The 22,432-nt window shown below is 64.6% G+C and carries 14 protein-coding genes, 2 tRNA genes and 3 pseudogenes; 14 read left to right on the top strand and 5 right to left on the bottom strand.

The window, feature by feature from the left end; translation table 11 throughout:
* Positions 1–102: 102 nt before the first annotated feature.
* Together FCN77_RS16660 and bcp are read right to left on the bottom strand one after the other, a co-directional pair.
* Positions 103–184 (bottom strand) — tRNA-Leu (locus FCN77_RS16660).
* A 135-nt stretch (positions 185–319) separates the two neighbouring features.
* Positions 320–790 (bottom strand): thioredoxin-dependent thiol peroxidase, encoded by a 471-nt coding sequence (gene bcp / locus FCN77_RS16655; RefSeq protein WP_137323160.1) that lies wholly within the window; start codon positions 788–790, stop codon positions 320–322.
* An 87-nt stretch (positions 791–877) separates the two neighbouring features.
* On the opposite strand from bcp, the gene FCN77_RS16650 reads away from it, so the two are divergent.
* A complete protein-coding gene (locus FCN77_RS16650; RefSeq protein ID WP_254678598.1) occupies positions 878–1,369 on the top strand; it encodes a MarR family winged helix-turn-helix transcriptional regulator in 492 nt (163 codons plus the stop codon).
* 242 nt (positions 1,370–1,611) lie between these two features.
* Here FCN77_RS16650 and FCN77_RS16645 read toward each other — a convergent pair.
* The 3 genes from FCN77_RS16645 to FCN77_RS16635 form a co-directional block, all read right to left on the bottom strand.
* Positions 1,612–1,686 (bottom strand) — tRNA-Lys (locus FCN77_RS16645).
* 67 nt (positions 1,687–1,753) lie between these two features.
* Positions 1,754–2,929, bottom strand: coding sequence for a sorbosone dehydrogenase family protein (locus tag FCN77_RS16640; protein ID WP_137323159.1), 1,176 nt, complete (start codon positions 2,927–2,929; stop codon positions 1,754–1,756).
* Positions 2,930–2,965: 36 nt separating this feature from the next.
* A complete protein-coding gene (locus FCN77_RS16635) occupies positions 2,966–4,042 on the bottom strand; it encodes a hypothetical protein (RefSeq protein ID WP_254678597.1) in 1,077 nt (358 codons plus the stop codon).
* A gap of 212 nt (positions 4,043–4,254) precedes the next feature.
* Between FCN77_RS16635 and FCN77_RS16630 the strand changes: the two genes are divergently transcribed.
* From FCN77_RS16630 to FCN77_RS16570, 13 genes and pseudogenes are all read left to right on the top strand, one after another.
* Positions 4,255–5,178: a LysR family transcriptional regulator gene (locus FCN77_RS16630; protein WP_137323158.1), complete on the top strand. Its 924-nt coding sequence runs from the start codon at positions 4,255–4,257 to the stop codon at positions 5,176–5,178.
* A gap of 139 nt (positions 5,179–5,317) precedes the next feature.
* Entirely contained in the window at positions 5,318–7,039 is a 1,722-nt protein-coding gene (gene ilvD / locus FCN77_RS16625) for a dihydroxy-acid dehydratase (RefSeq protein WP_137323157.1), read from the top strand.
* 406 nt (positions 7,040–7,445) lie between these two features.
* A pseudogene (locus FCN77_RS16620) lies at positions 7,446–9,346 on the top strand (acetolactate synthase large subunit).
* 2 nt (positions 9,347–9,348) lie between these two features.
* Positions 9,349–9,861, top strand: a complete 513-nt coding sequence (ilvN, locus tag FCN77_RS16615; RefSeq protein ID WP_055796055.1) for an acetolactate synthase small subunit — start codon at positions 9,349–9,351, stop codon at positions 9,859–9,861.
* Positions 9,862–9,926: 65 nt separating this feature from the next.
* Positions 9,927–10,952 carry a ketol-acid reductoisomerase gene (gene ilvC, locus FCN77_RS16610; protein WP_137323156.1) on the top strand — a complete coding sequence of 342 codons (1,026 nt, stop codon included), beginning with the start codon at positions 9,927–9,929 and terminating at the stop codon, positions 10,950–10,952.
* 134 nt (positions 10,953–11,086) lie between these two features.
* Positions 11,087–12,676, top strand: coding sequence for a phosphoglycerate dehydrogenase (gene serA, locus FCN77_RS16605; RefSeq protein ID WP_104175369.1), 1,590 nt, complete (start codon positions 11,087–11,089; stop codon positions 12,674–12,676).
* A 207-nt stretch (positions 12,677–12,883) separates the two neighbouring features.
* Positions 12,884–15,678 (top strand): annotated as a pseudogene (locus FCN77_RS16600) (ABC transporter permease).
* Positions 15,675–16,430 (top strand): ABC transporter ATP-binding protein, encoded by a 756-nt coding sequence (locus FCN77_RS16595; RefSeq protein WP_137323155.1) that lies wholly within the window; start codon positions 15,675–15,677, stop codon positions 16,428–16,430. Before FCN77_RS16600 ends, FCN77_RS16595 begins: the two are co-directional and overlap by 4 nt.
* A gap of 64 nt (positions 16,431–16,494) precedes the next feature.
* Positions 16,495–18,054, top strand: coding sequence for a methionine--tRNA ligase (gene metG / locus FCN77_RS16590; RefSeq protein ID WP_137323154.1), 1,560 nt, complete (start codon positions 16,495–16,497; stop codon positions 18,052–18,054).
* A 418-nt stretch (positions 18,055–18,472) separates the two neighbouring features.
* Positions 18,473–19,192: a hypothetical protein gene (locus tag FCN77_RS26035; protein WP_175417293.1), complete on the top strand. Its 720-nt coding sequence runs from the start codon at positions 18,473–18,475 to the stop codon at positions 19,190–19,192.
* A 79-nt stretch (positions 19,193–19,271) separates the two neighbouring features.
* Positions 19,272–20,003, top strand: a complete 732-nt coding sequence (locus tag FCN77_RS16580; protein ID WP_137323153.1) for a class F sortase — start codon at positions 19,272–19,274, stop codon at positions 20,001–20,003.
* Between the two features lie 78 nt (positions 20,004–20,081).
* Positions 20,082–21,134, top strand: a complete 1,053-nt coding sequence (locus FCN77_RS16575) for a 3-isopropylmalate dehydrogenase (RefSeq protein ID WP_137323152.1) — start codon at positions 20,082–20,084, stop codon at positions 21,132–21,134.
* A 101-nt stretch (positions 21,135–21,235) separates the two neighbouring features.
* Positions 21,236–22,347, top strand: a pseudogene (locus tag FCN77_RS16570) (branched-chain amino acid aminotransferase).
* The last annotated feature ends 85 nt before the right edge of the window (positions 22,348–22,432 follow it).

Raw genomic sequence — 22,432 nt, 5'->3', positions numbered from 1 at the left:
CCGGGAGAATTGTTTTTTGGGGTCGCGTCCGGGTGGGTGCGGGAACCCTTAAACGCCGGAATCCCGGGCCGTGAGGCCCGGGATTCCGGCGTTTCGCTGCTGTGCGCAAGGGGGGACTTGAACCCCCACGCCCGAAGGCACAGGAACCTAAATCCTGCGTGTCTGCCAATTTCACCACTCGCGCGCGGCGCCGTCGTGGACTGTCTTACGACGTCCATTCGAAAAGGACAAAACGTTCGACGGCGGATGCCAGCCTCCAGTGTACCTTCCGGGACGTGCCTTCCGCGCGGTGCCTTGGCAACCTGTCAGGGCCGGAAGGTCAGTCCAGCCCCAGGTCCCGGCGCAGTTTGGCGACGTGGCCGGTGGCGCGAACGTTGTATTGCGCCACAGCCACTTTGCCGTCCGGATCAACCACCACCGTGGAACGGATCAGGCCTTCGTAGGTCCGGCCGTAGTTCTTCTTTTCCCCCCAAGCGGCGTACGCCTCCGCCACAGCGTGGTCCGCGTCGGAAAGAAGGGGGAACGTCAGCCCTTCCTCCTGGGCAAATTTGGCCAGTTTGCTTACGGGATCAGGCGACACGCCGATGACGTCGTAGCCTTCGCGCTGCAGGGATGTGAGGGTGTCGCGGAAATCGCACGCCTGCTTGGTGCACCCGGGCGTGGAAGCGGCCGGGTAGAAGTAGACGATGGTGTTGCGGCCGCGGAAATCCTGGAGGCTGACATCGTTCCCCGCGGAATCCTTGAGCGTAAAGTCTGGAGCCGGAGTGCCGGGAGTGAGTCGTTCAGCCAAGATTTTCTCCTTTGGAATGTTCTGGACATCCCAGCTTAGTTAGCGGGGGAGCAGGGGACGAATCCGGCGCTGACTATACTAAGTGTTATGCCTGATATGGATCGCTGGCCCACGGGACGCCTTTTGTCCACGGCGGCACGCCTCGTTGAACATTCCTGGAATGAGAAGCTGGGAGCCATCGGGCTCACCCACGCGGGGGTCATCGCCATGGAGGTCCTTGCGCACAACGGGCCCATGACCCAGGCACAGCTTGCGCAGTTGGTGCGCGTCCAGGCCCAGACCATGGGGAAAACCCTAAGCCGGCTTGAAGCCCACGGACACATCACGCGGGAGCGCAGCACCTCCGACCGCCGAAGCCACGTGGTGTCGCTGACCGGACGCGGTGTTGATGCCGTGGCCGCCGCGGCTGACATGGAACGTACCGTGCTGGCGGCCGCTTCGATCGATCCCGACGTGCTTCGGCAGGAGCTACAGGCTGTCGTCTCAGTCCTGGCCAGCCGCTTTTCAACGCCGGAGTCCAAGGCGATCGTCGCCAGTGCCGAGTCAGGCCTCACTGTGAACGCGAACACTGCCACCTGAGAGGTTCCTGGCCCAGCGGGCCCCTGCAGCCGTAGCTCGAGTGGCTCAATCCCTCAAGGCGGATTCAATAGGCTGACTTGGGCTTCCAGGATGGCCATTCCCAGAAAAATGCAGAATCACGGCTTTTTCTGAACTCTTGGCGGTGTCACAGCCGCGCACAGGCAGTGCGTTGCTTGGCGTAAGTTCTGCCAAAGAGAAAAGCCCCTGATCAGCGTTTCCGCTGATCAGGGGCTTTCCCTTAGTGGTGCACCCCCGGGACTCGAACCCGGAACCCATTGATTAAGAGTCAATTGCTCTGCCAGTTGAGCTAGAGGTGCAGCTGTTGTTTTGGTTCTTCCCGAGGTCTTTTGCTTCCCTCGTTCATCTCCGCAACGACATGAAACTCTACACGAGTTTTGGTGCAGTGTGAAATCGGCGCCTGGGCTCAGCCCCCACCTCGCCTGGCAGGGCCAAAATCAGTGCGGAATCAGGGTTTTGGTCGTTCGTCAGCATCCATAATGTGCCGTCCGGGGCGAGGGAAACGTCCCGAATGCGCCCGAACTTGCCTGTGAAATGGCTCACAGGATTGCCTGCGTTTTCACCATCGAGCGGAACGGCCCATAGCCGCTGGCCCCGGAGCGCCCCGAGATAGGCCGTTGAGCCCACAATCTCCAGCCCGCTCGGTGACGACTCCGCCGTGGAGGGCCACACCACCTTGGCGTCGATGAAGCCCGCCCTGCCCGGTGCCCCGGTGACTTCCGGCCAACCGTAATTTCCGCCCGGCTGGATCAGGTTCAGCTCATCATCCACGGTGGGGCCGAATTCGCTGGCCCATAATCTGCCCTCGGCGTCCCAGTCGAGCCCCTGCACGTTCCGGTGGCCAAGGCTGTAGACGGGATTGTCACCAAACGGGTTCCCCGGCGCCGGCCTGCCGTCCCTGGTGATCCTCAGGATCTTGCCACCCAGGGCGTTGCGGTCCTGCGGCTGATCGCGCCGCTGCGAATCTCCTGTTCCCACGTAGAGGTTCCCGTCAGGGCCAAAACGGATACGGCCCCCGTTATGCGTGGAAGCCTTCGGAATGCCGGAGAAGATGGTTTCCGGTGAACCCAACTTCAAGGACCCGCCCGGTTCGGGTCGCGTCAACGTGAAGCGGGCAATCCTGTTGTCGGCCTGGGACGTGAAATAGGCGTAGAGCAATCCGTCGGAACCGTAGTCAGGGGACACGGCGAGCCCCAGTAGGCCGCCCTCCCCGCCTGGCACGACGCCGGGGATGATGCCGAGTACGGCGATTGACCCGTCCTGTACCGATTTGAGTTCCGCACTGTCCCGTTCCGAGATGATTGCTGTGCCGTCCGGCAGGAACACGGTGGACCAGGGCAGCTGAAGGCCGCCGATGGTCTGCAGCACCCGCGGTGCCTCTACGGCCCTGTTGCTGCCCGTGACCGGGCCGGCGTTGCCCGTGGGCGGCGCGCCGCCGCCACCGGTGCAGGCCGTCAGCAGGAGCAATGCAACCGCCGCCGCCGCGGCAGGCAAAAGGCGGGGCGCTAACCTGAATTTGCGCCCCGCCTTCGCCGGGTTCATCTGGACCTCCGGATGTCTTTCCGCTGCAGTCCGGGCCTAATGCCTGCTCCGCCGGGGAGCCCGGAACCCCGCGGCTTCGGCATGGGCTGCCGACTCGAACCAGACTTCCGCAACGGTTTCCCCGTAGTCCGGGCTCGTGTCGTCGTGGTAGATCATCGACTGGGCGTTGCCTTTGACCGTGTAGCCCTCGGGGCCGCTGCCGTCCGGTCCCGGCGCGGCGGATCCCTCACCATAAGGCTTGTCCGCAGCGAGGTGCCCGGCAGGTTCAGCCATATGGCTGGCTGCCGCTTCCGTGGCCGCTGATGATGCTGCCGCCTGCATTGTTTCGGCGTCACCCGCGGAGGGCGGCGCGGGGTGAACCCCGGGGGCTGTCCCCTCGCCGGTGGCGGAAGGCGCCTCCGCTTCGGCCCTGGTGCCGGTGACCGGGACATCCTCGGCGGCGGCCGACTCGGCGCCGGGAAGGGTGGGGGCGTGCGGCTCGGTGTATTCAGGATGATGGATGGGAGCCTGCGCCCCGGACATTTGGGTCCCGGCTGACACCGGTATCGGTGTCGGCGGCGTTGCTGCCGCCGGTGCCTGCGTGGCGGTTGCTGGCGATTCCCCGGCGGGCGCTCCCGCAGCATGCGGAGTGCTGGCCGCTTCAGACCACTGCGCTTCCCACTCGGCCTTGCCGCCCGCGGCTGCACCGCCGCGTTCCGTGCTGCCTGAGCTGTCCGTGCCCGCCTGGCCCGGCTCTGCCGCGGGCGTTCCGGTATTTGCCGCTGGGGTGCCGGTGGCTGCTGTTGTGTCTTCGTCCCAGTCGTCCACGTCTCCGCCGCTTGCGGCAGCGGGAGCCGAACCCGCCGGGGCCGGTGCGGCCGCGGCCGCTGGTGCCGGCGTCGAAGTTGCCGCAGCGGATGCTGCCGGCGCCTCCCGGGCCACGGCCGTGGCGTCATCCCTCGTGGTGGGCAGCGTGGGTCCCGACGGCGAAGCGAAGCCGGAAGCGCCTGCCATTCCTGTGGTGGCCGCTGCTTCGGCTGACGCGGCTGCACTGCCGCCGGCAAGGGTGCCAGCGGGTCGGCCGGCGCCGGTCTGTTCTGTCCGTGGAGCGGACACTCCTGAATCGGAGGACATGGACGTTCCGGTGGTATTCCCTGAACTGTTGCGGTTCAGGAGCCACCAGACGACCCCACGATCACTACGATGACAATGACCCAGATAATCCAGTCCATAGCGGAGCCCTTCTGTCCACAAGGCAAGGTTGCCGTTGCTTGACGTTACGTCGGTGCGATTAGGGCTGTAAAGGCTTACATGGGGGAGTCGCCACCATCCTGTAGCCTCGCTTCATGGATTTGAAACGGCTCCGGATTCTCCGTGAACTTTCGGACCGGGGCACCGTGGGTGCCACTGCCGAAGCGATGGACGTGACGCCGTCGGCCGTCTCGCAGCAGCTCAAGACCCTCCAGGATGAGCTCGGCGTGATCCTGGTTGAAAAATCCGGCAGGGGAGTGCGCCTTACCGAGGCCGGACGTGCCATGGCTTCGGCGGCGGCTGAGGTTTCCACGGCCATGGCACGGGCCGAAGCCACCATCGACACCTACCGGCGGGGCTGGCAGACCCACGTCACGGCGGCCTTCTTCCCGAGTGCCGCCGAAATGTTCCTTCCCGGCCTCCTGCACCGCGTCAAGGCGATCGACGGGCTCACGTTCGAGGCGCGTTTTGAGGACCCGGGGGTTGCGGGCTTCGCCGCCCTCGCAGCCGACTACGACGTGGTGCTTGCCCACAGCGTCGATGGTCCCGAGGTCTTCGCGAGGCAGGGGCTTGTGGTGGTTCCGCTCCTGAATGAGCCCCTGGATGTGGCGTTGCCCGCCGGGCACGTCCTGGCAGCGAAGCCCTCGCTGACGGCCAGGGATGTTGTGGGATTCCCGTGGATGGGTGTGCCGGAAGGCTTTCCGTTCGATACCGTGCTGCGCCAGATCGAGGCCAAGGCCGGCTCCGCGGCAATGCGTGCCCAGTTGTTCCCGGACCTGCGGGTGCTTGAGGCCCTGGTCAGCGCCGGCCATGGCCTCAGCCTGTTGCCGCGTTACACGGCCTCGAAGAACCAGGAGAGGGGATTCGTCCTGCGGCCGCTGACGGGGGTCACTGCCCGCCGCAGCATCGTGGCCCTCGCCCGCCCGGACGTGGCCGCCCGCACAACCATCCGGCAGGTTTTGTCCATGCTGGAGGCCGAGGCCGCCTCCATCGACGCCGCCGGGGTCCGTGACGTGTGACACGTGAATAGCCGGCCCGGAACGTCCTGTCTCAGTATTCGAGACGAGAGTCCACTATTTGATCGAAATATTCCCGGTTTTCGGCTTAACGCGCCCTTCCGGGTCGTTGGGGCCCTGTCTGAGCCATAGACTTTGACCCATGAGTGAGGACACCCAAACCGCGACAGAAAACAAGCCGGACATCAAGCCCCGCAGCCGGGTCGTAACCGATGGAATCCACGCTGCGCCCGCGCGTGGCATGTTCCGTGCGGTCGGCATGGGCGACGACGATTTTGCCAAGCCCCAGATTGGCGTGGCGAGTTCCTGGAACGAGATCACTCCCTGCAACCTTTCCCTGAACCGGCTGGCCCAGGGCGCCAAAGAAGGCGTGCACGCAGGCGGCGGCTTCCCCATGCAGTTCGGCACGATCTCCGTTTCCGACGGAATCTCGATGGGCCACGAAGGCATGCACTTCTCCCTGGTCTCCCGGGAAGTCATTGCCGACTCCGTCGAGACCGTGATGCAGGCGGAGCGCATTGACGGCTCCGTGTTGCTGGCCGGTTGCGACAAGTCCCTACCCGGCATGCTGATGGCAGCGGCGCGCCTGGACCTCGCGAGCGTCTTCCTCTACGCCGGCTCCATCATGCCCGGCTGGGTCAAGCTGGAGGACGGCTCCGAAAAAGAAGTCACCCTTATTGACGCCTTCGAGGCCGTGGGCGCCTGTGCCGCCGGCAAGATGAGCCTCGGGGACCTTGAACGCATCGAAAAGGCCATCTGCCCGGGTGAAGGTGCCTGCGGCGGCATGTACACGGCCAACACCATGGCCTGCATCGGCGAAGCGCTGGGCATGTCCCTGCCGGGCTCGGCCGCCCCGCCCTCGGCAGACCGCCGTCGTGATGAGTTCGCCCGCAAGTCCGGTGAAGCAGTGGTTAACCTGCTCCGCCTCGGCATCACCGCCCGCGACATCATGACCAAGAAGGCGTTCGAGAACGCCATCGCCGTCACCATGGCATTCGGCGGCTCCACCAACGCCGTCCTGCACCTGCTCGCCATTGCCCGCGAGGCCGAGGTTGAGCTGACCCTGGATGACTTCAACCGCATCGGCGACAAGATCCCGCACCTTGGCGACCTGAAGCCGTTCGGCCGCTACGTCATGACCGACGTCGACAAGATCGGCGGCGTTCCGGTGATCATGAAGGCACTGCTCGACGCCGGGCTGCTGCACGGCGACTGCCTCACCGTCACCGGCAAGACCCTGGCGGAAAACCTTGCGTCCATCAACCCGCCGGACCTTGACGGCAAGATCCTGCGTGCGCTGGACAACCCGATCCACAAGACCGGCGGCATCACCATCCTGCACGGTTCCATGGCACCTGAAGGCGCCGTCGTTAAGAGCGCCGGCTTCGACGCCGACGTTTTCGAAGGCACGGCCCGCGTGTTCGAACGCGAGCAGGGCGCCCTGGACGCACTGGACAAGGGCCTGATCAAGGCCGGGGACGTCGTCGTCATCCGTTACGAAGGCCCGAAGGGCGGCCCCGGCATGCGCGAGATGCTTGCCATCACCGGAGCCATCAAGGGTGCCGGTCTGGGCAAGGATGTCCTGCTTCTCACGGACGGCCGCTTCTCCGGCGGCACCACCGGCCTGTGCATCGGCCACGTGGCACCGGAAGCTGTCGACGGCGGCCCCATCGCCTTCGTCAAGGACGGCGACATGATCCGCGTGGACATCGCTGCCCGCACGTTCGACCTCCTGGTGGACGACGCCGAGCTCGAGTCCCGCAAGATCGGTTGGGAGCCGCTGCCGGCCAAGTTCACCAAGGGCGTCCTCGCCAAGTACGCCAAGCTGGTGCACAGCGCCTCCACCGGCGCATACTGCGGATAGCTGGCTGTCATGCTGGCCTCCGGCGGTGACATCGCCGCTGGAGGCGGCAGGGCTTAATAAGGGCTGATCCGAGGGGCCCCGGGCGGACGGCGCTGGCGCCGGAGGCTTGGGGTAGGATCAACCCGTGGACGATGGAGTCCATATGGTGAGACGCGCGCCGTCGTCGTTGACACGTGTCTCACATAGAGGGAAAACTGAACGCATGATCGCATTCGTTACCGTCGGCATCCTCGTCGTCCTTACCAAGCGCGTGGCTCAATAGCCCGACTGGTAACGAACCGTCACGCGCAACCCCTCGAAGAGCCAGCTGGCTGAGGGGTTTTTTTATTTCTTGCAGTATTTCTTGCAGTAATTGAATCCGCCATGAGTACCACCCGCTAATGAAGATCCACAAAGGAAGAGTCCGATGAGCAAAGGATCGCCGATCAGCCCCTCGCTGATGGCCTCAAAGTCCGCTGGAGCCCCCAAGGCTCCGGAACGCGCCGACCGCACGGCTGTTGCCGGTGTCGACCACGCTGCTGCTGTCTCTCCTGTCCTTGGACCGAACAACGTCGTACCCCCGACGGTGATGACCGGTTCGCAAGCAATTGTCCGCTCGCTCGAAGAACTCGGCGTGGACGATATTTTTGGTTTGCCCGGTGGCGCGATCCTGCCCACCTATGACCCTTGATGGCCTCCCGCATGAATCACGTGCTGGTCCGTCACGAACAGGGAGCCGGCCACGCCGCGCAAGGCTACGCCATGGTTACCGGGCGGGTGGGCGTTTGCATCGCCACCTCGGGCCCCGGAGCCACCAACCTCGTTACCGCAATCATGGATGCGCACATGGACTCCGTGCCGCTGGTGGCCATCACCGGCCAGGTTTCCAGCGGGGTCATTGGAACGGACGCCTTCCAGGAGGCGGACATAGTCGGCATCACCATGCCGATCACCAAGCACTCGTTCCTGGTGACCGACCCCAACGACATCCCGCACGTCATGGCAGAGGCATTCCACCTTGCCTCCACGGGCCGTCCCGGTCCCGTGCTCGTGGATATTGCCAAGGATGCGCAGCAGGGCCAGATGACCTTCTCCTGGCCGCCCAAGATCGACCTTCCGGGTTACCGCCCGGTGGTCCGCGGCCATAACAAGCAGGTCCGCGAAGCAGCGAAGCTGATTGCCGCGGCCAGTAAGCCCGTCCTGTACGTCGGCGGCGGCGTGGTCAAGGCGCATGCTTCCGCAGAACTGCGTGAACTCGCCGAAATTACCGGTGCCCCCGTGGTCACCACCCTGATGGCCCGGGGCGTCTTCCCGGACTCCCACCCGCAACACGTCGGCATGCCGGGCATGCACGGCACGGTTTCAGCCGTGACAGCGCTGCAGCAGTCGGATCTCCTCATCACGCTGGGAGCACGCTTTGACGACCGCGTCACCGGCATCCTGAAGTCGTTCGCACCCAACGCCAAGGTGATCCACGCCGACATCGATCCGGCCGAGATTTCCAAGAACCGCACGGCGGACGTTCCGATCGTGGGCTCCGTCAAGGAGATCATCCCGGAACTGACCGAGGCAGTGAAGTCGCAGTTCGAGATTGCCGGCAAGCCTGACCTGGAGAGCTGGTGGGCTTTCCTGAACAACCTGAAGGAAACTTACCCGCTTGGCTGGACCGAACCTGAGGACGGACTGAGCGCGCCGCAGCGCGTCATCGAGCGCATCGGTGCCCTCACCGGCCCCGAAGGCATTTATGTGGCCGGCGTTGGCCAGCACCAGATGTGGGCCGCGCAGTTCATCAAGTACGAACGCCCGCACGCCTGGCTGAACTCCGGCGGCGCCGGCACCATGGGATACGCGGTTCCCGCGGCCATGGGCGCGAAGGTGGGCGAACCGGACCGTGTGGTCTGGGCCATCGACGGTGACGGCTGCTTCCAGATGACCAACCAGGAACTGGCCACCTGCGCCATCAACAAGATCCCCATCAAGGTTGCCATCATCAACAACTCGTCGCTGGGAATGGTGCGCCAGTGGCAGACGCTCTTCTACGAGGGCCGCTACTCGAACACCGACCTGAACACGGGCCACGAAACAGTCCGGATTCCGGACTTCGTGAAACTGGGTGAGGCCTACGGCTGTGCTTCCTTCCGGTGTGAGCGCGATGAAGACATCGACGCCACCATTAAGAAGGCACTGGAGATCAACGACCGCCCCGTCGTCATCGACTTCGTGGTGAGCCCCGACTCCATGGTGTGGCCGATGGTGCCCGCCGGAGTGAGCAACGACCAGATCCAGGTCGCCCGCAACATGACCCCGGAATGGGAAGAGGAGGACTGATCATGAGCCGTCACACGCTGTCCGTTCTGGTCGAAGACAAACCCGGTGTGCTGACCCGCGTCGCGAGCCTCTTCGCGCGCCGGGCCTTCAACATCAATTCCTTGGCAGTCGGCCCGACGGAAGTCCCGGGCATGTCCCGGATGACCGTCGTCGTCGACGCCGACGGTGACCTGATCGAACAGGTCACCAAGCAGTTGAACAAGCTGGTCAATGTGATCAAGATTGTTGAACTCACCTCAGAATCTTCCGTACAGCGTGACCACATCCTGGTCAAGGTACGTGCGGATGCCGCAACACGCCTGCAGGTGACCCAGGCTGCAGACCTGTTCCGCGCTTCAGTGGTCGACGTCTCCACCGACTCGGTGGTCATTGAAGCAACCGGCCACCCCGAGAAGCTCACCGCGCTGCTGTCAGTGCTCGAGCCCTTCGGTATCCGCGAAATCGTGCAGTCCGGCACCTTGGCCGTTGGACGGGGATCCCGCTCCATGAGTGACAGGGCATTACGCTCCGCGTAAGCGCCCAGTACCCCAGCACCACAGACAATATCAAAGAAGAAATCCACTCAAGAGGAGTTACGCAAGTGACTGAAATGTTCTATGACGACGACGCAGACCTGTCCATCATCCAGGGTCGCAAGGTTGCGATTGTGGGCTATGGCTCCCAGGGCCACGCCCACGCGCTGAACCTGCGCGACTCCGGCGTTGAGGTTGTCATCGCCCTCAAGGAAGGCTCGAAGTCGATCGCCAAGGCCGAGGAAGCAGGCTTCACGGTCAAGAACGTTGCCGACGCCGCCGAATGGGCCGACGTCATCATGATCCTGGCACCGGACCAGCACCAGCGCTCGATCTACAACGACTCCATCAAGGACAAGCTGACCGCAGGCAAGGCCCTGGCCTTCGCACACGGCTTCAACATCCGCTTTGGCTACATCGAGGCACCGGAGGGCGTTGACGTCATCCTGATCGCCCCGAAGGCTCCCGGCCACACGGTCCGCCGCGAATTCGAAGCCGGCCGCGGCATCCCGGACATCATCGCCGTGGAGCAGGACGCCACCGGTTCCGCTTGGGACCTGGCCAAGTCCTACGCCAAGGCCATTGGCGGCACCCGCGCCGGTGTCATCAAGACCACCTTCACCGAAGAGACCGAAACCGACCTGTTCGGTGAGCAGGCCGTCCTGTGCGGCGGCGTGTCCCAGCTGGTCCAGTACGGCTTCGAGACCCTGACCGAAGCCGGCTATCAGCCGCAGATCGCCTACTTCGAGGTGCTTCACGAGCTCAAGCTCATCGTTGACCTCATGTGGGAAGGCGGCATCGCCAAGCAGCGTTGGAGCGTTTCCGACACCGCAGAGTACGGCGACTACGTCTCCGGCCCGCGCGTCATCACCCCCGAGGTGAAGGAAAACATGAAGGCTGTCCTCGCCGACATCCAGAACGGTGCCTTCGCCAAGCGCTTCATTGATGACCAGGACAACGGCGGCGTCGAGTTCAAGGAGCTCCGTGCCAAGGCCGAGCAGCACCCCATCGAGGGTGTCGGCCGCGAGCTGCGCTCCCTGTTCTCCTGGCAGCAGCAGGACGCGGACTACGTAGAGGGCTCGGCAGCCCGCTAAGCCCGGCATTCAGCCGCCAGGCAGAGCGCACCAGCGCAACAGTGAGGCCGGGTTCACACTTAACAATGTGAGCCCGGCCTTTCCGTCAGCCTAGACTTGATTTATCCCCCGGACTGCAACGCAGAGGATCAGCCGTGTCAAAACCCGTAGTACTGCTCGCCGAAGAACTTTCACCCGCCACAGTCGAGGCCCTCGGCCCGGACTTTGAAATCCGCCAGACCGACGGCGCCGACCGTTCCCAGCTGCTCGCAGCCATCGCGGATGTTGACGCCATCCTGGTCCGCTCCGCCACGCAGGTGGACGCCGAGGCCATCGCCGCCGCCAAGAACCTTAAAGTCATCGCCCGCGCCGGCGTAGGCCTGGACAACGTGGACATCAAGGCCGCAACCCAGGCCGGTGTCATGGTGGTCAATGCACCGACGTCGAACATCGTTTCCGCCGCCGAACTTACCGTGGGCCACATCCTGAGCCTCGCCCGCCACATCCCGCAGGCCAGTGCCGCGCTCAAGGACGGCGAGTGGAAGCGCTCCAAGTACACCGGAATCGAACTCTACGAAAAGAAGATCGGCATCATCGGCCTGGGCCGCATCGGTGCCCTCGTGGCTGCCCGGCTCAAGGGTTTCGACACCAAGATCCTGGCCTACGACCCCTACATCACGTCTGCCCGCGCAGCCCAGCTGGGCGTACAGCTGGTGACCCTTGACGAACTGCTGGCGCAGTCCGACTTCATCACCATCCACATGCCCAAGACGCCTGAGACTGTCGGCATGCTCGGCGCCGAGGCGTTCAAGAAGATGAAGAAGACCGCCTACGTCATCAACGTCGCCCGCGGCGGCCTGGTGGACGAGGAAGCGCTCCACGCGGCCTTGAAGGACGGCGAGATCGCCGGAGCCGGCGTCGACGTCTTCGTCAAGGAACCCAGCACCGACCTGCCGTTCTTTGACATGGACAACGTGGTGGTCACCCCGCACCTGGGCGCATCCACCGACGAAGCGCAGGAAAAGGCCGGCGTCTCCGTTGCCAAGTCCGTCCGCCTGGCCCTGGCCGGGGAACTCGTCCCTGACGCGGTAAACGTTGCCGGCGGCGTCATTGCTCCGGACGTCCGCCCGGGCATCCCGCTGATTGAGAAGCTGGGCCGGATCTTCACCGCCCTGACGCACGCGTCCCTGACGCAGTTCGACGTCGAGGTTGCCGGCGAGATTTCCTCCCTTGATGTCAAGGTCCTGGAACTGGCCGCGCTCAAGGGCATCTTCGCCGACGTCGTGACCGAACAGGTCTCCTACGTCAACGCGCCGGTCATCGCCGAGCAGCGGGGCATCAACGTCCGCCTCATCACCACGCCGGACACCGAGTCCTACCGCAACGTCCTGACCCTGCGCGGCGCGCTGAGCGACGGCAGCCAGATCTCCGTAGCCGGAACCCTGACCGGACCCAAGCAGATCCAGAAGCTCGTTGGCGTCAACGGCTACGAGGTGGAAATCCCCATCAGCGAGCACCTCGTGGTGGTGGCCTATGCTGACCGCCCCGGCGTGATCGGCACCATCGGGCACATCCTGGGCATGAACAACATCAACATCGCCGGCATGCAGGTTGCACGCCAGGCTGAAGGCGGCCAGGTCCTGGCGCTCCTGACCATCGACAGCTCGGTTCCGCAGCAGGTCCTTGACGCAATCAAGGCAGGCATCGGTGCGGAGATGGTGCGCGAAGTCGATCTCGAAGACTGACCTCCCGCCTATTCGGTGAACTTCCCGTGACAGAGGTTAACTTCTGCCACGTATGATTGGCCGGTCTGCGTACAATGGCTGGGTCCGATTTTCGGATCCGGCTGGCAGACCGGCCATTATCTTTTGCACGCCCGGCAGGGGACGCCTTCACGCCATTGAGGTGTGACTGAGGTGTGCACACACGCAATCCAGCTTTCAGGGAGCCCAATGAACGCCGTCCAGAGGTTCATCAGAAGCCGAGTGCTTTTGCTGACCGCGGCCATTTTGATCGTCGCCATGTGCCTGTCCGTCCTCATCCAGGCCAGTCGCAGGCGGCGCTCAACCGAACAGTCGACGAGAATTCCCGAGGCCTGTACGACATCCTGGTCCAGGCCAAGGCAGGTTCCGGCGGCGCGCTGATGCAGCCGGAAATCGCCAACGGCCAGGGTGGCATCAGCTTCGATCAGCTGGACGGCATCAGGAAGCTCTCGGGCACCTCCGTGGCAGCCCCGATCAGTCTGGTGTCCCGGGTATCCCAGAACCTTGAGTCCCCGCGGCTTGACGCCATGGACTACCTGGGCTTCAACGCCGGCCTGGTGGGCACGGCAACGGCGGGGCAACCCGGCGGGACCGACCCCAGCAAGTGGCCGGCTGCGGAATCAGTCCTCACCGACCAGGCCAAGAAATACCGGATGACGGCCAGCGCCGTCAGCTCCGACGGCAAATCCGAACAGACGCTGTTCAAATCCATGGCAGAGGGATCCCTCGGCAAGGGCCGGCTCGTCGAGGATCAGACCCCCGGTGGGAAGAGCATCCGCATTGCGGGCGCTGAAGGCGAAACAGGGATCAAGTTCCCGGCTCCGGCCGGGGGTTCGGAACATAACCTGTTCAACCTGTCAGTGTCCCTCCCGCTGGCGCCCCAGGTGACGGAGTCCGTCGTCGCCGTCGACCCCATCTCCGAGCGTGCCCTGCTGGGCACTGCCGGTGACTTCCTGGCACCGCTCGAAAAGGCGCCGCCGGCTGATGCCCGCAATGCCGGAGCAATCGGCCGGCACTTCGAGAGCCTCTTCACCACCGGCATCAGCATGGAGGAGTTGCAACAGGGGCCCGACTTCCTCGGCGTAAAGCTCAAGTACTGGGCGCCGCTGATGACCCAGTACCAGCAGGCCAAGCGCGACGGCCAGCTCACCGCCGACTCCCAGGCCATCCCGCTGATTGTCCGCTCCGGCACCTCGCTGGATCTCAAGTACTCGGTCAAGATCGAGGAAATCGACGATTCCGGCAACGTGGTCAAAGACGTCGGCACCGTGACCCGCTCCTTGGACAAGGACTACCTGCCGTTCGTCTCCAAGTCCCCGTTCGCACTCTCCTGGCCGGGCTCGCAGGACTACTCCAAGCTCCTGGGCAACACCGGGAACTTCAGCCAGGGCCTGTACAACCCGGCAACCTGGAGCACCGACTTCGCTTCCGCCCCCAAGTACACCGACGGCTCGACCGCCGGAAACGGCGCCGTTGACAAGACCGCAACGCCGGGGGAGTGGGTGACCGTCAACCGGCTCCCGGAGAAGGGGGCCGGCGGTGCGCCCGTCGACCAGACCCAGCGCGCGCCCGTGGACGAGCGCTCCTACCGCGAAAGCCTGGAGACGGGCACCAAGGTCGCTGCACCGCTGGCCATGGTCTACGGAACTTTTGATCCCGAGAAGGTCAAGGAAGCCGCCGGGGACATCAACCGGCTGCCCCTCGGCGGCTACGACCCCACACCGCTGACCCTGACTGAAGACGCCGACGGCAAGAAGGTGGAGAACACCGAACTGAAGCCGTCGCTGAGCGCCACGGGCCTGGTCAGCCAGTCCGCCGGCGCCATCACGGACTACTACGGCCTGGCCGCCGCGCGGGGCTTCGAAAAGAACGCATCGGTCATCGATGCGGTCCGTGTCCGGGCCAAGGCGCCGGGCAGCTGGAAGCAGTCGCAGCCGGAAGTTGAACAGCTCGCCAACGAGATCCGCGACATGGGCCTTGAGGCCACTGTGGTTGCCGGCTCCGCGCGTGAAGACGCCAACATCTTCGTCCCCGGCTACTCCAAGGACGACGCCGGCAAGGAGTCCGCGCTGGGCACTGTCACCCAGTCCTGGGTCCGCCAGAACGCGGCCGACGCCGTGTCAGGCTCGCTGACCGGAACCAACCTGACACTGCTGTTCCTCACCCTCTGCGGTGCGGCCCTGCTCACAGGCGCGTCCACCGTCAGCTACATCCGCCAGCGCCGCCTCGAAGCCGGAACGCTGCGTGCCATGGGCTGGACCCAGAAGAGGATCCGCAGCTGGGTGCTCGCCGAATTCGGTGTCGGAGCGGCCCTGCTGGCGATTGCCGGCACCATCCTGAGCCTGGTCAGCTGGAACCTCGCCACGGTCACCGTCTCCGCCTCGGTACTGGTGCTCTACCTCGCCGCCGCCTACTTTGCCGCGCGGCAGCTGAGGCACCGCGATGAAGTGGACCAGGAACCGCAGCACGACGAGCGGCTGATCGCCGTCGACTCCCCGCTGACCTTCGCCAACCGGCAGCTGAGCACCAACAAGTTCAACACCATCTCCCTCGCGGTGGCGGTGGGCGTGTTCGGGGCGGCAGTGGGCGGGCTGATAGCCCTGCTCATCGACATTCCCCGGGCTGCCGGCGCCAGCGCCCTAAGCGGACTCGCGGCGGCCAGCGTGGCGTTGCCAAGCATTGTGCTGGCCCTATCCGGCGTGGCCGTGGGGCTGGTGCTGACCCTCGTCACGGGCCGCTTTGAGCTGCAGGCCAAACGCCAGTACCTCGGCACCCTCGAAGCGATGGGCTGGAACCCGGACATGCTGGGCCAGGTCCGGCTGTTCGAAAACGCCCTTGTGGGCACAGTGGCACTGCCGCTCGGCGTGGTCGGCGCCCTCGGCATCGGCCTCCTGCTCGCACCCTATGCCGCACTCTGGGCCGCCCTGGCCGGACTCGTGGCTGTACTTTGCTGGATTCCAATTGCAACGAAAGTGGTCCAATGAACAACGACCTGAATCTCGACGGGATTCCCCAGGATGACGCCGGGGACGGCTCGCTCCAGACCCGTGCCAACACCATCCTGAAGGCCGCGGACCACGGGACCCCCCTGGAACTGAGCAACATCACCATCCGTTACGGCGGCCAGAAGGGCGGCGCCGACGCAGTCAATGTCGTCGAAGGCTTCGACCTGACCCTTCACGCAGGGGAAATGCACTGCGTGGCCGGCCGAAGCGGTTCCGGCAAGACCAGCATCCTGACCGTCGGGGCGGGACTCACGCTCCCGACGTCGGGCCGGGTCTTCTGGGAAGGCCAGTCGCTGGAGAGCATGGGCGACGACGAAATCGCCGACCGCCGCCGTGCCCTGATCGGCTACGTTGACCAGGGCGGGGCCCTGATTGACGGCATGAGCGCCCTCGAGAACGTGCTGCTGCCGGCCGTACCGGACGGCGAAGTGGACCAGCGCCGGGACATGGCCAAGGACCTTCTGGACCTCGTTGGCCTGGGGCGGCGCATGCGGCACCGGCCCGCGCAGCTGTCCGGCGGTGAGCGTCAGCGCGTAGCTATCGCCCGCGCCCTGATCCTCGGAACCCGAGTGCTGGTGGTGGATGAACCCACGGCGAGCCTGGACCGCACCTCGGCCAACCGCATCATCAGCATCCTCAAGGACACCACGTCCGACGGAATTGCTGTGCTGGTGGCTTCACATGACCACGAACTTGTCCGGCTGAGCGATACGCTGACCGAACTGATCTAGATTTAGGGGTAGCGTTCCCCGCTGCCGGTCCCGCCACCGCTTTCGAAAAAGGTAACTTCCCAGAGTGTCGTCTTCAGCCCAGACCCCGTTCTACATCACCACTGCCATCACGTACCCCAATGGTGTGCCACACATCGGCCATGCCTATGAGTACATCGCCACCGACGCAATGGCCCGGTTCAAGCGACTGGACGGCTATGACGTCTTCTTCCTGACCGGCACGGACGAGCACGGCATGAAGATCGCGCAGGCGGCGGAGAAGGAAGGCATAACGCCCAAGGAGCTGGTGGACCGGAATGCCGAGATCTACAAAGCCGCCCATGCTGACCTGGGCATCTCCTACGACCGTTTCATCCGGACCACGGACGAGGACCACTACGCCGCGTCCCAGGCTATCTGGAAGAAGATGGAAGCCAACGGGGACATCTACCTGTCCAAATACGAAGGCTGGTACTCGGTCCGTGACGAAGCGTACTACGTGGAGGACGAGACCGTAGTCAAGGACGACGGCGTGCGCTACTCGCGCGAAACGGACACCGAGGTGACCTGGACGGCCGAGGAAAGCTACTTCTTCCGGCTTTCCGCCTACCAGGACAAGCTGCTGGCGCTGTACGAGGAGCATCCCGAGTTCGGTGCCCCGCAGTACCGCTTCAACGAGGTGGTGAGCTTTGTCCGGGGCGGCCTGGAGGATCTGTCCATCAGCCGGACCAGCTTCGACTGGGGTGTCCCGGTCCCCGGCAACGACAAGCACGTTATGTACGTCTGGGTGGACGCGCTGACGAACTACCTCACCGGGGTAGGGTACCCCGACGTCGAGTCGGAGTCCTTTGCGAAGTACTGGCCGGCGGACGTCCACGTGATCGGCAAGGACATCTCCCGGTTCCATGCCATCTACTGGCCCGCGTTCCTGATGAGCGCCGGACTGGAGCTCCCCAAGCGGGTCATGATCCACGGCTTCCTGCAGAACAACGGCGTCAAGATGTCCAAGTCCCTGGGCAACGTGGTGGCGCCGGCCGACTTCGTGGCACAGTACGGTCTGGACCAGGTCCGGTTCTTCCTGCTCCGCGAAGTGCCCTTCGGCGCCGACGGCAACTACAACCACGAAGCGATCGTCGGCCGGATGAACGCCGACCTCGCGAACAACTTCGGGAACCTGGCGCAGCGGTCGCTGTCCATGGTGGCCAAGAACTGCGAAGGCCGGGTGCCCGTGCCGGGCGAGTTCTCTGCCCAGGACACCGCGCTGCTGGCCCAGGCCAACGGTCTGCTGGACGCCGCCCGGGCTGCGTTCGAGAAGCAGGAATTCAGCCGCGCGCTGGAGGCGATCTGGGGCGTTCTTGGCGACACCAATGCTTACTTCGCCGATCAGGCGCCGTGGGTCCTGCGGAAGACCGACGTCGAGCGGATGAACACTGTGCTGTACGTGACCCTGGAGGTGCTGCGGATCGTGGCCATCCTGGTCCAGCCGGTGATGCCGACGGCGTCCTCCGCTCTTCTGGAGACGCTCGGCCAGCCCGAAGGGGATGCCCGCCGGTTCGCGGCGATTGCCACCCCGCTGGTTCCCGGCACCGAACTCCCCGCCCCGGCCCCGATCTTCCCGAAGTACGAGGAACCTGCCGAAGCCTAGTTGAGCGCCAGACGCTCCTGCAGCGCCTTCAGCAATTACCCAACGCTCCCTCCCCTGTCTCAACAGGTGGGGGAGCGTTATTTTGCCTTCAGGACGACGGTTTCCATAGACGTTTTGGGCTCCACACACGGGCTGCTTCCACGTAGTCCTGTCTATGCATGCGAGTGAATATATTCATGAAGCAGGTAGTAGGTAGCCGCGCCCGGTCGGGTAATCGCGTACCCGTTACTCGGGTTTAACCTGTGCCGCAAACCTAGCCTGAAAAGGCAAGCGAACTGATGACGAATTCTGGGGAGTAACTGTCACCATTCATTTCCCTCATTGAGGTCTCACACAGGTTTTGCAGTTCCTGTTCTCAAGACGGTTACTCCGCGCAGTCTGGTCAGTTCGAATCGGATTTGCTATGGAGGGACCGAAAATGAAACGCACTATCGCCACTCTGGGGGTGGTGGGCCTGGGACTCATGGGCGCCACAGTTGCGGCGAACGCCGCGCCCCCGGGAAAGATCAGTATTTGCCACGCCACCGGCTCTGCATCCAACCCCTATCTTTTTGAGACGATCAGCCTGAACGCTTTGTCGGCACATGTGGGGGATACCGGCGACATTGTGCCGGCAAACTCCGGGGACGATATGCCCGACGGGCAGAACCTGACGCCGGAGAACATTGCTTTGCTGGCCAACGGCTGCGTTGTGGCTGGCCCTGTTGTCCCGGTTGATCCCGGTCCGGTGGATCCCGGCCCCGTGGATCCCGGCCCGGTTGATCCTGGTCCGGTTGATCCCGGCCCGGTGGAGCCGCCGGCGGTCGTGCCGCCAGCTGTCGTCCCGGTTGACTCGGTTGTCCCGCCTGCGGTTGTTCCGCCGGCTGCTGCCCCGCCTGCGGCAGCCCCTCCTGCGGTAGCACCTCCAGCGGCTGCGCCGCTGGCAGCCACGGTCGCTCCCGTATCCGCGGCTCCCCAGGGGGCCGCTGCCACCGGTGTCCCGGCAGCGAGCAATGTTGGATACAACGTCCAGACTGCCGTTGGCAGCTCCGGCCCCGGTGTTCCTGCATGGCTGGCTGCATTGACTGTCCTCTTCAGCGCAGTAGGTGCATGGGTGTTGGTCAAGGGCAGCCTGCGGTCCCGCGGCGCGAACGGCTAGCTCAATCCAACGGGCGGGTGCCGTGAAACCACGGCACCCGCCCTCCCATTTAGCCCGGTTCGGCATTTGAGGAGCCTCAATGGTCAGTCACCGCAGGGCCCGCCGCATCAGTTTTCCCGCTATCCGTGGCCTGCTTCTCAGCTTCCGGGACCTACTGGTATTAGCGCTCTGCGCTGTGGGGTTGTTGACGGCCTGGCTGGTCTACGGAGTCTCCGGAACCGGAGGCCATAGCCCGATCGCCTCTGGCGATTCAACGGGAACTGTTCTCTCCGGATCCGTCCAGGAGGTCTGGCCCTCAGCCCTGGTTCCCACAGCTACGCCCACAGGAGTTTCGTCCACAGCGCCGCCCGCCGTTTCCTATCCGGCCGCGTCGCCGCCGCAACGGGTTACGTACCCGGCCGCCGGTATGGACGTGGTGGTGAACCCCCTGGCGCCCGATTCCGCCGATGCCGACAGCCACAGCATCGAGCCGCCGGAAACAATGGACGCCTACTGGCTGACGCCGTTCGGGACGCCGGGAGCCGGCTCCACAAATACGACCTACGTCATCGGGCACAGCTGGATCGGGCTCGATGCGCCTTTCAACCACTTGAGTTCAGCCGCCGCGGCCGGGGATGAAATTACAGTCACCACCGCAACCGGCACCATGACGTACAGGGTGGATTCGGTCACCACATACACGAAAGCCACCTTGAAGGACAGCCCCATCTGGGCGGTTGCACCCAACCGGCTGGTTCTCATCAGCTGCTACACCGAGGATCCGTGGGGAAAGAACGTGGCCGTGGTGGCCTCACCGGTGCCGGCGCGCTGAGGTCCCGGACCGGCCCCGGAGTGTTCGGATATTGAGACAACTTGACCATTATGTGGATGGCTTGGCTACCCTGAAACCATGAGCGCATCCACGATTAATCTTGCTGTCATTCCCGGCGACGGCATCGGCCCCGAGGTCATCGCCGAAGCCTTGAAGGTCCTGGAGAAGGTTGTGGCCGCTGAAGGCGTCACCCTGGACCAGACCCACTACAAGCTGGGAGCCCAGCACTGGCTGGAGACCGGCGAGACCCTTCCGGAGGAAGTGCTCAGTGATCTCCGCACCCGTGACGCCATCCTGTTCGGCGCGGTCGGCGCGGCTCCCGGTGACACCCGGATCCCGTCCGGCATCATCGAGCGGGAGATGCTCCTGAAGCTCCGCTTTAGCCTGGACCATTTCGTCAACCTGCGCCCGTCGCGCCTCTTCGGCAGCGTGGGCAGTCCGCTGGCCAACCCCGGCAAGATTGATTTCATTGTGGTCCGCGAAGGCACCGAAGGGCCCTATGTAGGCAACGGCGGCACTCTCCGCGCCGGCACCAAGCATGAGGTTGCCACCGAGGTTTCGCTGAACACCGCCCACGGCGTGGAACGGGTGGTCCGCGATGCGTTCCGCCGGGCCAGCGAGCGTCCCCGCAAGCACGTCACCCTGGTGCACAAGCACAACGTGCTGGTCTACGCAGGCCACCTGTGGAAGCGCACCGTTGAAGCCGTGGCCCAGGAATTCCCCGACGTCACGCACGACTACCTGCACATCGACGCAGCGACGATCTTTATGGTCACCGACCCTTCGCGCTTCGACGTGATCGTTACGGACAACCTCTTTGGCGACATCATCACCGACCTCGCCGCGGCGGTCACCGGAGGCATCGGCCTGGCAGCATCGGGCAACATCAACATGGAGCGCACCGCGCCGTCGATGTTCGAACCGGTGCACGGCTCCGCTCCCGACATCGCCGGCCAGCAGAAAGCAGACCCCACTGCGGCCATCCTCTCGGCCGCGATGCTCCTGGACCACCTCGGCTACACCGACGCTGCGAAGAAGATCGAAGCTGCGGTGATTGCCGACGTCGAAAGCCGCAACGCCGAGGAACGCAGCACAAGCGCTGTGGGCGACGCCATCGCCGCCGCCCTGTAGGGGCCCGCATCAGGCGTAAGCTTGTTTCGAATCACCAAAATGCTGCCGTGGTCCGACGCTGAACCACGTTCACACACCAGGCAGCCGACCGTGGAGGAACCATGACTCAGACTGCCCATGGCGTCGAATTCACCCAGCAACCCTCGGCAACCCCGAAGTCTGCTGAAGAGCGTGCAGCCATCCTGGCGAACCCAGGTTTCGGCAACTATTTCACCGACCACACCGCGATCGTCGACTACAGCGTCGACGGGGACGGCAAAGGCGGCTGGCATGACGCGCGCGTCGAGGCATACGGTCCCATTTCGCTCGACCCTTCGGCAGCGGTGCTGCACTACGGCCAGGAGATCTTCGAGGGGCTCAAGGCATACCGCCATGCGGACGGATCGGTCTGGACCTTCCGTCCCGAGGCCAACGCCGCGCGCCTGAACAAGTCGGCCCGCCGGCTGGCGCTCCCGGAACTCCCCGAAGAGTACTTCCTCGGCGCGATCCGCGAGCTCGTCCAGGCGGACAGGGAATGGGTGCCGTCCGGTGACGGCGAGGCACTCTACCTCCGTCCGTTCATGATCGCCACCGAGGCATTCCTGGGAGTCCGGGCAGCCAGGGAGGTCTCCTTCCGCGTGATCGCCTCGCCCGCAGGCAACTACTTCGGCGGTGAACTGAAGCCCGTGTCCATCTGGATCTCGCGGGAGTATGCCCGGGCAGGACGCGGCGGCACCGGCGCGGCCAAGTGCGGCGGCAACTATGCGGCGTCCCTCATTGCCCAGCAGGAGGCCGAAGCCCACGGCTGCAAGCAGGTCCTCTTCCTCGACCAGTTCAACGACAACGCTGTTGAGGAACTCGGCGGCATGAATGTGTTCTTCGTTATGAAGGACGGCTCGCTGGTCACGCCCGCGCTGACCGGAACCATCCTGGAAGGCGTCACCCGGATGTCCGTCATGCAGGTGGCCAAGGACATGGGCCGCGCTGTCACCGAACGCAAGATCACCCTGGACGAATGGCGCGACGGCGTCGCGTCGGGCGAAATCACCGAGGTGTTCGCCTGCGGCACGGCGGCCGTCATCACGCCCATCGGTGTCCTCAAGGATGCCACGGAGTTCATCGGCTCCGAGGACGCGAAGGCAGGGGGACCACCATGGCCATCCGCGAGCAGCTCCTCGGCATCCAGACCGGCATCGTTGAGGATACCCACGGCTGGCTGACGCGCCTCGCCTAAGCTGTCCTGACTGACGCACGACGCCGGGTGGCCCGCAACGCTTGCGGACCACCCGGCGTCGTACTTTCCTGAACATGCCCCGACT

It is taken from the genome of Arthrobacter sp. 24S4-2 (genome assembly GCF_005280255.1).
In the GTDB taxonomy this organism is placed as follows: Bacteria; Actinomycetota; Actinomycetes; order Actinomycetales; family Micrococcaceae; genus Arthrobacter.
This window is presented reverse-complemented; position numbering and strand designations above follow the sequence as displayed.

Bases quoted from the DNA above. Each gene is read 5' to 3' on its own strand.
- FCN77_RS16650 (WP_254678598.1), top strand. From the start codon at position 878: ATGCCTGATATGGATCGCTGGCCCACGGGACGCCTTTTGTCCACGGCG.
- FCN77_RS16640 (WP_137323159.1), bottom strand. From the start codon at position 2,929: ATGAACCCGGCGAAGGCGGGGCGCAAATTCAGGTTAGCGCCCCGCCTT.
- FCN77_RS16635 (WP_254678597.1), bottom strand. From the start codon at position 4,042: ATGTCCTCCGATTCAGGAGTGTCCGCTCCACGGACAGAACAGACCGGC.
- FCN77_RS16630 (WP_137323158.1), top strand. From the start codon at position 4,255: ATGGATTTGAAACGGCTCCGGATTCTCCGTGAACTTTCGGACCGGGGC.
- ilvD (WP_137323157.1), top strand. From the start codon at position 5,318: ATGAGTGAGGACACCCAAACCGCGACAGAAAACAAGCCGGACATCAAG.
- ilvN (WP_055796055.1), top strand. From the start codon at position 9,349: ATGAGCCGTCACACGCTGTCCGTTCTGGTCGAAGACAAACCCGGTGTG.
- FCN77_RS16595 (WP_137323155.1), top strand. From the start codon at position 15,675: ATGAACAACGACCTGAATCTCGACGGGATTCCCCAGGATGACGCCGGG.
- FCN77_RS26035 (WP_175417293.1), top strand. From the start codon at position 18,473: ATGAAACGCACTATCGCCACTCTGGGGGTGGTGGGCCTGGGACTCATG.
- FCN77_RS16580 (WP_137323153.1), top strand. From the start codon at position 19,272: ATGGTCAGTCACCGCAGGGCCCGCCGCATCAGTTTTCCCGCTATCCGT.
- FCN77_RS16575 (WP_137323152.1), top strand. From the start codon at position 20,082: ATGAGCGCATCCACGATTAATCTTGCTGTCATTCCCGGCGACGGCATC.